10 protein-coding genes are annotated in these 13,824 nt (G+C 52.4%); 4 read left to right on the forward strand and 6 right to left on the reverse strand.

Going from position 1 to position 13,824, the window contains the following annotated elements:
• Positions 1-74: 74 nt before the first annotated feature.
• Entirely contained in the window at positions 75-944 is an 870-nt protein-coding gene (locus tag NSU14_RS18735; RefSeq protein ID WP_340946730.1) for an AraC family transcriptional regulator, read from the forward strand.
• A gap of 11 nt (positions 945-955) precedes the next feature.
• Here NSU14_RS18735 and NSU14_RS18740 read toward each other — a convergent pair whose 3' ends face one another.
• Positions 956-3,400 (reverse strand): glycoside hydrolase family 31 protein, encoded by a 2,445-nt coding sequence (locus tag NSU14_RS18740; protein WP_340946732.1) that lies wholly within the window; start codon positions 3,398-3,400, stop codon positions 956-958.
• Positions 3,401-3,499: 99 nt separating this feature from the next.
• On the opposite strand from NSU14_RS18740, the gene NSU14_RS18745 reads away from it, so the two are divergent.
• Positions 3,500-4,393 carry a helix-turn-helix transcriptional regulator gene (locus NSU14_RS18745; protein WP_052421800.1) on the forward strand — a complete coding sequence of 298 codons (894 nt, stop codon included), beginning with the start codon at positions 3,500-3,502 and terminating at the stop codon, positions 4,391-4,393.
• A 139-nt stretch (positions 4,394-4,532) separates the two neighbouring features.
• Here the strand turns inward: NSU14_RS18745 and NSU14_RS18750 are convergent, their stop codons facing one another.
• Positions 4,533-5,960, reverse strand: coding sequence for a family 43 glycosylhydrolase (locus NSU14_RS18750; RefSeq protein ID WP_042135892.1), 1,428 nt, complete (start codon positions 5,958-5,960; stop codon positions 4,533-4,535).
• Between the two features lie 260 nt (positions 5,961-6,220).
• Between NSU14_RS18750 and NSU14_RS18755 the strand changes: the two genes are divergently transcribed.
• On the forward strand, positions 6,221-7,366 hold the full coding sequence (locus NSU14_RS18755) for a glycosyl hydrolase family 8 (RefSeq protein WP_340946735.1): 1,146 nt from the start codon (positions 6,221-6,223) through the stop codon (positions 7,364-7,366).
• A gap of 79 nt (positions 7,367-7,445) precedes the next feature.
• Positions 7,446-8,210 carry a helix-turn-helix transcriptional regulator gene (locus tag NSU14_RS18760; protein WP_340946737.1) on the forward strand — a complete coding sequence of 255 codons (765 nt, stop codon included), beginning with the start codon at positions 7,446-7,448 and terminating at the stop codon, positions 8,208-8,210.
• A 26-nt stretch (positions 8,211-8,236) separates the two neighbouring features.
• Here the strand turns inward: NSU14_RS18760 and NSU14_RS18765 are convergent, their stop codons facing one another.
• The 4 genes from NSU14_RS18765 to NSU14_RS18780 all read right to left on the reverse strand — a co-directional run bounded on the left by NSU14_RS18765 (position 8,237) and on the right by NSU14_RS18780 (position 13,816).
• Positions 8,237-9,760, reverse strand: coding sequence for a carboxylesterase/lipase family protein (locus NSU14_RS18765; protein WP_340946739.1), 1,524 nt, complete (start codon positions 9,758-9,760; stop codon positions 8,237-8,239).
• A 262-nt stretch (positions 9,761-10,022) separates the two neighbouring features.
• Positions 10,023-10,658 (reverse strand): hypothetical protein, encoded by a 636-nt coding sequence (locus tag NSU14_RS18770; protein WP_340946741.1) that lies wholly within the window; start codon positions 10,656-10,658, stop codon positions 10,023-10,025.
• A gap of 259 nt (positions 10,659-10,917) precedes the next feature.
• Positions 10,918-12,411: a WG repeat-containing protein gene (locus NSU14_RS18775; RefSeq protein WP_340946743.1), complete on the reverse strand. Its 1,494-nt coding sequence runs from the start codon at positions 12,409-12,411 to the stop codon at positions 10,918-10,920.
• A 106-nt stretch (positions 12,412-12,517) separates the two neighbouring features.
• Positions 12,518-13,816: an adenylosuccinate synthase gene (locus tag NSU14_RS18780; protein WP_340946745.1), complete on the reverse strand. Its 1,299-nt coding sequence runs from the start codon at positions 13,814-13,816 to the stop codon at positions 12,518-12,520.
• Positions 13,817-13,824 lie beyond the last annotated feature (8 nt).

Here is a 13,824-nt window from a genome sequence, read left to right on the forward strand (position 1 = left end):
AAACAAACAAATTTATACCTTATTTTGATATGATAAGGATAAGAATTCATAGCCTTAGCTAAGGAGGCCGCGTCATGGAACCGATCCGCAAGCATTTCGACAATGAATTGCCGTTCTCTCTGCTTCTGGACTACAAGGAGACCAAAAGCCCGCAGCGCGAGCTGCCCGACCATCAGCACGACTGGTACGAATTCATATACGTATACGGCGGCAAAGGCACCTTTTTCATCGATCAGACCTTTTATGAAATGCGCCAGGGGGATGTTATCGTCGTTCCCGGAAACACGGTGCACCGGGGATTCCCCGACAAGGAGGAGCCGGTGACCTCTTCTGCCGTATTTTTCAGCCCCGGTCTTGTTCTTAACCATACCTACAGCGAATCTTATGCTTATCTGAAGCTGTTTGACGCGGCCAAGAAGAATAAGCAATACAAGTACACCCTATCTCCTGAACACGCCGGAATCTTACAAAACGATATCGATGTCATCCACGGCGAACGGGAGCAGAGCCGTCCGGACGGCGGACAAGCCCTGACGCTGCTGCTCCATCTCACGCTGCTTCACTTGAACCGCTACTGCCTCCCGCAGGCTGCCGAGCCGGTAACCTCAAGCGCCTTGCTGCCGGACTGGTTCCGTGAGGCACTCAGCTATATCAACGACCACCTGGATCAGCCGCTGGAGCTGTCCGCATTGGCGGGGCGGGCGGCGATCTCTCCGGCCCATTTCAGCCGTGTCTTCAAGCAGCGTCTGGGGATGAATGTGACGGATTACATCGCGACCAAACGGATTTTTGCCGCTAAGGACAGCCTGCTGCAATCATGCTATACCATCGAGCAGATCGCTATGGCCTGCGGCTTCGAGAGCATGCCCCATTTCTACCGTACATTCAAAAAGATCACGAAAGTGACGCCGGCCGCCTACCGGAGAAACAGCAGAACGCATTGAGGGCTTCAAAGTCAAAGGTTCAGGTCTGCTTCCCGGACGGTTACAGCTTCACCCTCATAATTTACAATACAGCTTCCGGCCTGTCCGGCGATCTCTACAGTAAATTGTCTGACCGCCTGCATACCGGCATAATCTCCTGCCCGCTTCCCAATCGTCAAGCTACGGGCCGCTTCGCTCCAGGTCATCAAGATCATGGAATAGGAGCCGTGCTCATAATTGTAGTTATCCCCTTCATCTTCATACAGGGTGAAGGAGACATCCTTGCCGCCGTATACCTTGAGGCTAATCACAGCATCCGGCTGTTCATCCGTATATTGAATCTCCGGGCCAAGCGGAACAATCGAGCCGGCGCGGACGAAGAGCGGAAGTGTCTCCAGACCGGCCTTGGCTTCAATCATCTGACCGCCCTCTATCCGTTCATCGCTCCAGTAATCGTACCATTCCCCCGCCGGCATGTAGACACTGCGCTGCTTACAGACACCCTCTAGCTCACGCGAGCCGGGACCGTAATACATTGCCTCCGTTACGGGAGCTGCCATGAAGGCCGGACCGAACATGAACTGGTCGCCGATCGAATGGACCTGCACATCTTCCCGGTAGTCGAAGGCAAGCGCACGGAACAGGGTATAGCTGCGGTGTGCGACGGCTCCGGCCAGTGAGTAGATGTATGGCATCAGCCTATAACGGAGCTTCAGATATTTCACAAGCGTATCGTACATCAGCTCTCCCTCTTCTCCGAACCGCCACACCTCTCTTGGCGTATCCGTCCCATGGGAACGGAACATCGGCAGGAAGGCCCCTAGCTGGAACCAGCGGACGTACAGCTCACGGTATCCGAGATCGGCAACCCCTTCGTCATAATCCCCGTTCGAGAACCACTGCTCCTTCTGCTTCTTCACGAAAAAAGCGCCGATATCCAGTGTCCAATACGGAGAACCTGTCAGGCAGAAGTTAAGGCCGTCAGCAATCTGCTTCCTCAGCGTCTCCCAATTGGCCGCGATATCGCCTGACCATGTAACCGTGCCGTACCGGTGCTGCCCCGCGAAGGCGGAGCGTGTCAGATTGATCACCCGTTTCTCTGAGGTCGCTGCACGCTGGCCTTCATAGATACCTTTGGAATGCTGCATGGAATAGGCATTGATCAGCCCCGGATCGAGATAACGTTTGGATTCCGAGGTGTTGATCAGCAGGCGCTGCTCCGGTTCCGGCTTCACCGCACCCTTCCAGTCCGCCTCAAAAGGCTCCGTGCAATCGCACCACCAGGCATCGACCCCGTGGGAGAACAGCCCGTCATTGGCCTGCTTCCAGTACAATTCGCGCGCTTCCTCCCGGAAGGCGTCATAAGTAGCCTGATTGCCGAGCAGGAAGCCGCTTTCCTTCATCTCCTCATGGTTGGCCCCGCCCGCGCCCATAATCGGCCAGATGGATACCATGAGCTTGGCATTCATGGCGTGCAGGCTGTTCATCATCTGCGAGGGATCAGGGAAACGTTCGGGATCGAAGGTCTTTTGCCCCCACAGATTCCCCGTCCAGGACTGCCAGTCAAGCACAATACAATCGAGGGGAAGCGACCGCTCACGGTACTCCTGCACGGTGGCAATGAGTTCTGCCTGGGAGATGTACCTTTCCTTGGACTGTACATAACCGAAGGACCACTTGGGAAGCATCGGCGCATCCCCTGTCAGGTAACGGATTCCCCCGGTAATCTGATCGAACTCGGGCCCGTAAATGAAATAATAATCCATTTCTTCATCGGCATCACTCCAGAGATAGGAGCCAAAGGCATCATCATGGAAGGTCATGTACGACCCCGAATCTACCAGAATCCCGTAACCGCGCGTAGATACAAGCACCGGAACAACCGCTTTCATATTCTGCTGATACAAGTATTGCTGCCGGCCCCGGAGGTTCATCATCCCTTCCTCGTGGGAGCCAAGTCCATACAGGGCTTCGTCTTCCTGCCATTCAAATTCCAGCTTCGTATGAAAAGCCTCTCTGTCCAGCCTGCGGTTGACCCCTTCGGCTCTCGCGCGCAGACCATCGGCCCCCTGACCGGTCTCAACCGTATCTGCCGAAGCATCGAAGACCGTATGATAGACCTCTGTCCGCTCCAGGGTTTTGCCGCCTCTGGACGGCTCCCGTGTCAGCAGCCTGCCATCCGCATCCCAATAACTGAACGCGCAGGTTAACTTGTCCACCTTAATCTTAAGAAGCACTGTCGAAATTTCCAGATGGCCGGAGTGTTCCTCAACCGTCCACTCTACACTCTCCGCCTCCGGGCGGCTCACTACCATAAGACTCTCTTTCCCGCTTAGCTCCGCATTCAGGGTATACCGGATTCTGGCAATGCCTGGCGTATACATGGCGATATGCATAATCCCCTCTGTAGTCTCCAGCCTTACGCCATCTGTACCGGAGTGTGTAGCGATCAGATTCACAATAGTTCCACCCTTCATTATGACTTCTTTGATTATAATGATATTATTATTAATATCCGTTATCTAGCATATATTTGTGATTTATAAGCACAATATTGCGATTCGCAGGAGGTAATCATGTACGAACACCGTTACCGTGAGAACAAGCTGCATGGTCAGCCTGAATTCCCGCTTCATATCTACAGGGTAGAGCATCAGGCCCGCGTTCATTCGATTCTACCCGTGCATTGGCATAATGAGATGGAGATCATTTATCTGGCGGAAGGCCGGGCTACCTTCCAAGTCGAGAGCCGGGAATTCACCATTCAGGCAGGCGATGCCCTGATCGTTCACCCGGGGGAACTTCATTCGGGCATGGACACCGTCTCAGGCGGCACCTGTTATTACTCCATCGTGTTCAAATGCTCCTGGCTCTCTTCACCGTATCCGGACCGGGTGCAGTCGTTGTTCCTAGACCCTCTATTGCAGGGGACAACCCGGCTGCCCGCCTTGTTATCTGCTGCAGATGATACTCATACTCCATTGCTCTATCTGATAAAAGAGCTGCTGAACCGCTATGAGCATCAGTCTGCGGCGTATGAACTGAGCTTGAAGGCTCTCCTGCTGCTGTTCATTGCAGACAGTCATCAATACAGGCTCACCGGACAGAATCCGGATCCGGAACCCCGCCACAGGCGCGAATACAACCGGCAAATCAGGGAAGTGCTGAGCTATATGGAGCAGCATTCCCGTGACAGGCTGGAGCTGGATCAGCTTGCCTCCGTTGTATCGCTTAGCCGCTCGCATTTCTGCAAGTTTTTCAAAGCCCAGACCGGCATGCGCCCAATGGAGTATTTGAACTATATCCGCATCAGCCAGGCGGCCAGTCTGCTCCGCAGCGGATCATACAACGTGCTGGAGGCTGCACTGGAGTCAGGCTATCAGCATGTCAGCTACTTCTCGAAGTGGTTCAGGCATTATATGAACATGACGCCTTCAGACTACAAGGCCCGTTATTCTTCCGGGGTGTAGCGGTAGTGCGCTTAGCCTAGCTACCTTCATAGCGGCTCGCTCCCTGCTTCCTGCTCACAGCTTGCAGCAACAAAAAGCAGCACCCGGGAACTTCCAAGTGCTGCTTGTGCATCAAGCCATATTCAGCATATTCTCCGGGTTATTTCAGCGTAAACGAAGCAAGCTGGGCGCCGCCGTTGCCGGTGTACGTGAAATACAGCGCCTGAACGCCGTCCGGAATCGCCACTTCCGCAGTGTATTCTTTCCAGACATTCGTGAACCCTACCGGGATACGTCCGAGTGCCGGGCCGTCCCAGGCCGCTTTCACCTCGAACTCGCCGTGGCAATAACCGCGCACCTTAATGGAGACCCGGGTAACCCCTTCACACTTGAAATATTTAAATCCGGCGGTAGCAGAATCGGTCATATTGGCAATATAGCCGGTCTCTTCATCGCCATCCCTGCCGTCCTGGGTAATCTTCGGGAACCGGCTGTCCATCCAGGCACCAATCGGGCCGAAGCCTCCGGTGTACATCTCCTGATCCTTGCAGAACAAATGGCAGGCCAGATAGGCCGGATATTCGCCGCTTCCTTGGAGCGGGCCTCCGTTCGGACCGCAGGAGGTCATCTCCACCTGGGGGATCGTGCCGTCTGCGCGGAATTCAATCCGCTCAATGCAGCCCTGGCGGGAGAATGCTGTCCCGTTGGTATGGCGGTGGTAGAAGATATACCATTCTCCATTAACCTCTACGATACTGCCGTGGTTATTGCCGCCATAATACATCGGCTGGTCCGCAGGCTTATACGTATCAATATGCAGGTCGCAATTGCTTACAATGACTCCCTGATAGACGAAATCCCGGGTCGGATGCTTACTGGTCGCATAACACAGCTCATGCATCGAGATCGAAGAATAGATCAGGTAGTAGATATCCCCTCTTTTGCGGATAGACGGGGCCTCGAAGAACTCATAGCCTTCAAATCCTGTCCCCCCGCTGTAAGGCTGACTCGGCGCTACGAACACAGGCTCCTCAATAATCGTAAGCATATCGGGACCCAGCACGGTAGCCATGGCGCCGTGTCTGGACTTGTCCCCGTATCCGCAGAAGCCGGTGTACAGGTAGGTGGTGTCTCCTTCGGTCAATACCCCCGGATCAAACTGCGGCTCGTCGCCTTCCCGTTCGCCCAGACGCGTACCGTCACCGTAGGTTACATAGCCGTAGAATTCATATTTGCCGCCCGGCTTGCCGCAGACAGCCACCGATACGACAGGAACCTTGTCCAGTACATAGTAGAGATAATACCGTCCGTCCGGCCCCTTCGTCACATCCGGTGCATAGAGGCACATGCTGCCTTCCGGGTTCAGCGGGTCATCCGTAGTCCGGTAGATCACACCTTCATACTGCCAATCGGCCAGATTGTCCTCAGGAGCAGACCAGCAGGCATAGTCGTTCAGACAGAAGGCGTGTCCGTTAAACCGGTCATGTGAGCCATACACATACACTCTGCCTTCAAATACATAAGGTTCAGCATCCGGAATGTATTCACAGGATGGCAGATACGGATTGAATCCCTGTTGTTGCGTCATTTCTGTTGTCCCCCTAGTTGTTCGTTATATACCTGGATATGTCGGGCTACGCCAGCACCGTCACCTGTATGTCCCTATCCCTTTCAGTATAGAGAAGCCGCTTTAGCGAAGTCCATGACATATAGACACCTAAGATTGATCTATCCTTAGATGATTGGACGCGGCCGGACTCACCTATAAATTTCAAGGAAAACGCTTTAATTTCTATACTGCCGGTTATGTTATACTTTGGGCAAAATGCTATCCATTGGAGGATTGTTATGAATTTTTTCACAGAAGGCTCCTTTTATACGGGAAAATACAGAAACCTGTTCCTTGAGAACGGCCTGTCGCCAGAGGCCATTGCTCAGAGGCTTGAAGATACGTGGAACGAGCTTTTCTACGGCGCTCCCGGGGTCCGAATCTACCATCCTATGGGTGACGATAAGGGATATATCGTAGATACCGGCAATACCGATGTGCGTACCGAAGGCATGTCCTACGGGATGATGATGGCGGTTCAAATGGATAAAAAGGAGGAATTCGACCGGCTCTGGAAGTTCGCCAAGGTCTATATGCAGCATACGGAAGGCCGTTACAAGGATTATTTTGCCTGGCACTGCAAGCTGGACGGCACGCGGCTGTCTCCCGGTCCGGCGCCGGACGGTGAAGAGTTCTTCGCCATGGCGCTGTTCTTTGCATCGGCGCGCTGGGGCGACGGCCCCGAGCCGTTCAACTATTCCGGGCAGGCCAGAATCATTCTCCGCGCCTGTGTACACAAAGGCGAAGACGGAGAAGGCGATCCCATGTGGGACCCTGCAACCCGGCTGATTAAGTTCATTCCCGAGACCCCCTTCAGCGACCCTTCCTACCATTTGCCGCATTTCTATGATTTATTCGCTCTGCAGGCAGATGAAGCGGACCGGGCATTCTGGAGGGATGCGGCAACCCAAAGCAGAGCCTATCTGCATAAGGCCTGCCATCCCGAAACCGGCCTGCCGCCGGAATACGCCAATTATGACGGGACTCCGGCTGAACCCCAGCCGCACGGTGACTTCCGCCACTTCTTCAGCGATGCATACCGGGTCGCCGCCAACATCGGGCTGGACTATGAATGGTTCCGCTGTGACCCTTGGCAGGTGGAGCAGTCTAACCGGATTCAGGCGTTCTTCCGTGACACCAAGCCTGAGGATTACCGGCGTTATACCATTGACGGGCAGCCGTTTGACGAGCTTTCCCTGCATCCGGTCGGCCTGCTGGCTACACTGGCTATGGCCTCGCTTGCAGCCGATGGACCGGATGCCGGGCCTTTCGTCAAGCTGTTCTGGCATACGCCGCTTCGTACAGGGGAGCGCCGGTATTACGACAACTGCCTGTACTTCTTCACTATGCTGGCGCTGAGCGGAAACTACCGGATTTATAGATAGACAGGGAACCCGCTCCTGACAGGGGCGGGTTCTTGTATTTGCTATGCTAGTACGCCATGTCTGCCAGGAGGAGAACGCGATGGCCCTTATACACTATGTTGAGTGTAATACTTCACACGCCGGTAATTTTGTTATTGATGTTCCCGAAGGCTCTCATTGGCTGCTTGTTATTACCAAGACTCCAGCAGAGTTCTGGGTACATGGCGGACTTAAGCTCTATCCCGCTCACAATGTAATCCTCTATCGTCCACAGCAAAAAGTCTATTACCGGGCCAGCGCCGGTCAATTCGTCAATGACTGGATCCGCTTCGAATCCGATGAACCTTATATCACGGAATCTCCGCTTCCTTTTGGTGTGCCCTTTGCGTTAAGTGACCCTGACTACTGCCAAAAGCTGCTTGAGCTGATGGTCAGCGAACACAATTTCAACCGGAATTGCAAAGAATCCTCCATCGATTATCTGCTCCGGACCTTATTCAACAAACTGTGGGAATCCTATTTCCAGGATAATATTACACCTCAATATTACAAATTGCTGAAGCTGCGCACGGCTATTCAGAGCAACCCCGGGGATTACTGGACCGTTTCAAAAATGGCTGATTTTCTCCTCATTAGCCCGGGCTATCTTCAGAATATTTACAAAAAAACATTCGGAATCTCCTGCATGGATGATGTCATCAGCAGCCGGATCCGTATGGCGAAGGAATACCTCATTCACAATGCCCAGAGCATTGCCGATGTGGCTTCAAGGTGCGGATATCAGAATGTGGAACACTTCTGCCGGCAATTCAAGCAAATGACCGGGCATACACCGAGAAATTTCCAGAAGCAGGCTAAACGCTAGAATTGGAGCTCTTCAATCAAACCGGTTTATTCGCGGTTCCTGAAATATTGCTGAACAAGGAAATTCATCATGGCCTCCGGTTGTTGTCGGGAAAACTCCGCCTTGTCTGCAAACAGCATCCCGTACGGCGCGTCCGGGGTATACGGTTCCCACCGGGGTAATTCCGCTCCTGTGGAGTCTGGGCCGTTCGGGTCACCGGAACGGATGAAATGGGCCCAATAATTGCACATCTGCCGGGCCAAATCATAATGCTTGCCGGTAAAAGGCCTCCAGCATTTGGCGAGCGTCTCGAAGAAGAACCAGAGATCCACAGAGTGGAAGGTGCCGGGATTATCCCAGCCCGGTATTTCAGCATCGAAATTATAATAGTAAAGCGGAGTTTCGCTGCCGGTGTCGGCATTGGCCCGCGCAGCAATGCGAATCGCATATTCTATTCCGCTAACCGAAGCTCTCTGTCTGGCTTCCTCTATTGGAACGGTCTGATCTCCGCAAAGCTCGAGGAATGTACCGGCATCCTCACCGAACATGTCTGCGGCCAGCTTCTTGAGCTCGTCGAATGTCCCGGCGTCCGGGGTACTAAAGAACTCCGAGGAGGTATGACCCAGCATTACCGGTACCTTCAAGCGCTTGTTCTGAAGAAACAATTCGAACGGGTTGCCTGTCTGGAATCTCTGGTCAGCAACCGTGCCCCAGAATCCCCCGTACTCTACGGCCTTGTCCCGAAGATAGACCGCATCCAGCTGCCGGGCTTCTGCAAGTGAGGATACGCCCAGGTAATTGAAGAACCGGGTACCGTCATGCTCAGCCTCATGCAGATCACTGCGGTGAGGAGGCAGCAGGGTTCCCGGATACAGCTTTGTGAAAATCCCGCTTTCAACAATCGCCCTCTGAAATAGACCTTCGTTCTGTGGTGAAGTGAGCTGGCTCATGACACTCCCGCCGCCGGCTGACTGTCCGCCGATGGTGATATTGTCCGGATCGCCTCCGAATGCCGCAATATTGCGCTTCACCCAGCGGGTCGCTGCCTGTTGATCGAGGTTGCCAAAGTTGGCGGGCGCCTCCGGCGCTTCCGCTGTTATTTCCGGATGGCAAAGAAATCCGAAGGCATTCAGGCGGTAGTTGATTGTCACTACCACTATGCCTCTGCGTGCAATAGGTTCACCGTCAAATTCCATCTCAGCCGGATGGCCTACCTGCAGGCCTCCGCCAAAATACCATACGTATACAGGGAGCTTCTCGTCCGGAAGTTTAGCTGGTGTCCATACGTTCAGGTACAGACAATCCTCGCTCATTGCGATGTCCGGTTCTACGGCCCATTCGCGGGTATAGATGTTATTATCATCCAGCTCTTGCCTCACCTGCATGGAGACCGCTGCGAACTGGTAAGCATGCAGCACACCCTCCCAGTCTGCAGCCGGCTGCGGCGCCCGCCAGCGGTTGTCGCCTATAGGCGGAGCAGCGAAGGGTATCCCCTTGAAGCTTGTAATCCGGGGATCGGCTGCCGGCAGTCCCTGGACTGTCCCGTTTTCGACTTTTACTATTCTAAGCATGTTACCGGCTCCTTTGTGAAGATGAATTCGTTTTCATTAACTTATACTTGAAATTCTAATTTACCGCCCCATCTAAAACAATGATCTAAGCCAAATCATATTTGATGTATTCTAACATTCGAGTGAATCAGAGTTTATGGCTCCACAAAAAAATCCCCCAACAGGTAAGCCGGCGCGTAAGAACATCTTACAGATGTCTTCGTGCGTTTGGCTTCCGTGAGGAGATTTTGCTGAGGAAGTGGTTATTCCGGAAATCCGCCGCTTAAAAAGATATTCGATCTGCCAGCCGGGACAGCAGCGGCAGCCGTCTTCCCCGCAGCAGCGTGTAGACCGGAGCGATAATTAGAACGGCAAGAAGAATGTAAACCAGATAGTATCCGGCATAGAAAGTGATATAATTGATGCCCGGTATGAAATACAACAGCGGCAGTACGAATTTTATAAGGGTAAAAACAACAATGAGTGTAAGAATCACCTTCAAATGATCCTGCAAATATGTATTCGTGATGAATAAATAAATAACACTGAGAATGACAAAGAAGTAGGACAACTTCAGATACGGACCCACCAGCATTGTATATTCATAACCGCCAGACTTGGAATAAATATTGTACAGAACTGGTACCGCCGCCAGAATATAGAGCATAATCATACCTAGCTTAGCGGTTACCACTGGGCCGGAATCATGGTTACTGCCGGAAGACAATTTGACGCTCTCCTGCTCCGCCTTCCCGGCCGGTTCTTCAGGTTCTGCCGGCGGCAGTTTAACCAGAAACAATACCGTCAGCACGCTGACAACCACTGTATAGATCAGATTGGTTGGCCGTAGAATCTGCGACGGGTGCAGGCATAGCTGGTACAGAATAGATATCAGCTCCACGGACAGAAACATCAGCACCAGACTATGCCTTCTCCCAAACCATATCACGCATACAACTGCAGCTATGGCTGCTACTATCGATATTAAGCCAGCCATACTACCGCTAGAACTTTGGTTGTTGTCGATATAAGCGATAAAGCTATAAAACCGGTTACTGAAAAGAGTGAACAGAAGCTGCAAACCAAATAATACATACACTATCGCATTGAGCTTACCCGGGCGAACTCCGCCTGTTTCCAAAGTCATCTTCCCTTTCAAATATAAGGATATACGACCTTTATTCTCTACTCCAGACGATTTCTCCTGCTTTATTGATCAGACATGCGGATTGTTCATTGTTGATATTTGTGAACCCTTTGCCTGCTCCGGCTTTGAAATCCCGTACCTCTGAGAAAGCAGGCTTTACGATCACATCACCTGCCACATTTTTGAAGCCGTACCCGCCGTCCTTATAAGAAATCATGCCATCGCCATAACCATTAATTTGCTCCGCACCCGGAATGGCAATAATATTCCCATTAGCATCAACAAGCCGCTGCTTGTAATCGTGTTCGCCCCCGCTCAGCGTCAGCACAATATAACCGTCATGGAACTGCCCTACGAACCCATTACCAGTACTGAATTCAGGCTTCAGAATCAACTTTCCTTTGGTATCGAGGAGACCGCTTTTGCCGTTCAATGCCGCGGTAGCAACGCCTTCGGAGAACGAACTCGCAGAGTCATAGATTGGCTTGATTGCCCAATTCCCTTTAGTGTCGATAAAGCCGGTCCGGATGACGCTTTTACCGCCGCTTGTGGTACGTACAGTAACGAGCGCCAGACCATTCGAGAACGACTCGCTATTCTGCAGCCCGGATACGCCTGGTATAACTATTTTTCCACTGTGGTCGATGTACAAGGTTTTGCCTCCGGCTACCTTCGCGAGCCCATCCGAGAAATCATACACACGGCTGTAGATTGCCGGAATGACGATCTTGCCTGCACGGTTCATAAAGCCCATTTTCACTGAAAAGCCGCCGCTTCCCGTCTTGACCATATCCTTGAACCAGGCCAGCCCCTCATAGAACTGTCCCACTTGATAATGCGGCGTATCTAACACCAGTTCTCCTGCCCGGTTCATGAAACCAGCCGTATAGGCGGATGTCTTCACCGGAAGCAGTTCTTCATAACCAAAGTCATACACCGGAGTATTGGAAGTCCGTAGTTGCTCCTGCCCCTGATTATTAACAAATACCGTTTTGCCCTTATCCATGAAGTTGAACCAATACTTCTGCTCCAGCTGCTCCTGGGCATCGCCTGACACGGGACGAAGCTGAATCAGATTTGTCCCGGGAACTGTAGAGTGTCCTTGACCGCCCATGGCTCCTGCCAGCGCCAGATCAATAAACCATGCACCGTTGTAGTTGCGGGGAATCTGCGCCATCAGCTGCGTTTTCGAACCGCCGTCATAATCGAGCAAAGCTGTTTTGGTGCCCAGCCGGACTACGGCTCTGTGCCCTTCCGCATTCTTAAGCACAATTTCCTTATTGCTTACGGACACAAAGGTATAGCCAAACCGCTCCGCTATCGGGCGCAGGGGCACCATAACCACTCCGTCAATCTCAATTGGCCCCTCCGGAAAAAATAAATGCTCGCCCTGGTCAAACACCTCCCAGCGGTCCGCATGGGCATATGCGCTGCCAAGCCCGAAGAAAGCGGCCAGCGCGAACAAACCCGCTGCCAAAACTGCCGCCAGCCGGTGATTCTGAATAAACGAACGATGTGAGTACATAGAATAAATCCCCCTGTGAAATGCTCCGAATGGATGATACTGGAATCTATTCTTTTAGACGCGAGTATTGTGAATTAGTTGCTGAGCTGCAATACTCCGGATTAGCCTACCCTCTATGCACCTGTGACTGGCGGAGGATAACCTGCTCCCGGTTCGGGCCGACAGATACCGTCGTAATCCCCACTCCCAGTTCTGATTCTATATAATCGATATAATCTCTTGCGGCTTCCGGTAAGTCTTCCAGCTTTGTAATCTGCGATATATCGCATTTCCAGCCCGGAAACTGTTTATATACGGGTTTGGCCAGGCTTAACTTATCCTGGTAAGGGAATTCGTCTACGACTTCCCCCCCGATCTCGTATCCCACACATACCGGAATCTCATCTAAATAACCCAGGACATCCAGGTTTGTAAGAGCTACGCTGGTTGCTCCCTGGATTCTGCAGCCATATCGCGTCGCGACCGCATCAAACCAGCCTACTCTCCTAGGCCGTCCTGTTACCGCTCCGTACTCACCGGCATCTCCACCCCGGCTTCGAAGCTCATCGCCTTTGCTGTCTTCCATTTCCACAACGAATGGCCCTGCGCCGACGCAACTGGAATAAGCCTTTGTTACCGCTACGATCTTCTCAATCGAATACGGCGGAAGCCCGGCCCCTACTGAAGCATATCCGGCAAGTGTAGAGGATGAAGTCGTGAAAGGATATATCCCATGGTCAGGATCTCTAAGCGCCCCAAGCTGTCCTTCCAGCAGAATCCCTTCTCCTTTCCGATAGGCATTATGCAACAACGCTGTTGTATCGCACAGGTAAGGAGCGATAGCCTCTGCCTGCTCGCTTAACTTGGCTAACCACTCCTCTACCTGAATCGTTGACTGTCCATAAAGATGCCGGAGCAGTATATTTTTACTCTCCAACAGATTTTCCAAACGTTCACGAAGATAAGCCTTGTTGAATAAGCCGGAGATTTGAATTCCAAGCTTTGCATATTTATCGGAATAGAACGGGGCAATCCCGCGTTTCGTCGAACCGAAGCTGCGGCCTCCTAACCGGTTCTCTTCGAGCTCGTCCAGCAACCGGTGCACTGGCAGTACAATTTGGGCTCTCTCCGATATTCGTAATTGAGGGGCCGGGACTCCTCTAACGGTTAATGATTCCAGTTCATGCAGCAGCACTTCGATATCCACAGCCACTCCGGGGCCGATAACATTCACCACATTGGAATAGAAAACCCCGGAAGGAAGCATCCGCAGCGCGAATTTCCCGAAAGGATTAATTATCGTATGTCCTGCATTGCTTCCGCCTTGATATCTCACCACATAAGATGAAGCAGCTGCCATCATGTCCGTCACCTTCCCCTTGCCCTCATCTCCCCAATTTGCACCCACGATTGCTGTTACTGTCATATTCATAG

The sequence above is a fragment of the Paenibacillus sp. FSL R10-2771 genome (assembly GCF_038000205.1).
In the GTDB taxonomy this organism is placed as follows: domain Bacteria; phylum Bacillota; class Bacilli; order Paenibacillales; family Paenibacillaceae; genus Paenibacillus_AQ; species Paenibacillus_AQ phytohabitans.

Excerpts from the sequence above, each read along its gene's own strand:
- NSU14_RS18775 (WP_340946743.1), bottom strand. The coding sequence starts at position 12,411 with ATGTACTCACATCGTTCGTTTATTCAGAATCACCGGCTGGCGGCAGTT.
- NSU14_RS18780 (WP_340946745.1), bottom strand. The coding sequence starts at position 13,816 with ATGACAGTAACAGCAATCGTGGGTGCAAATTGGGGAGATGAGGGCAAG.
- NSU14_RS18740 (WP_340946732.1), bottom strand. The coding sequence starts at position 3,400 with ATGAAGGGTGGAACTATTGTGAATCTGATCGCTACACACTCCGGTACA.
- NSU14_RS18755 (WP_340946735.1), top strand. The coding sequence starts at position 6,221 with ATGAATTTTTTCACAGAAGGCTCCTTTTATACGGGAAAATACAGAAAC.
- NSU14_RS18750 (WP_042135892.1), bottom strand. The coding sequence starts at position 5,960 with ATGACGCAACAACAGGGATTCAATCCGTATCTGCCATCCTGTGAATAC.
- NSU14_RS18745 (WP_052421800.1), top strand. The coding sequence starts at position 3,500 with ATGTACGAACACCGTTACCGTGAGAACAAGCTGCATGGTCAGCCTGAA.
- NSU14_RS18765 (WP_340946739.1), bottom strand. The coding sequence starts at position 9,760 with ATGCTTAGAATAGTAAAAGTCGAAAACGGGACAGTCCAGGGACTGCCG.
- NSU14_RS18735 (WP_340946730.1), top strand. The coding sequence starts at position 75 with ATGGAACCGATCCGCAAGCATTTCGACAATGAATTGCCGTTCTCTCTG.
- NSU14_RS18760 (WP_340946737.1), top strand. The coding sequence starts at position 7,446 with ATGGCCCTTATACACTATGTTGAGTGTAATACTTCACACGCCGGTAAT.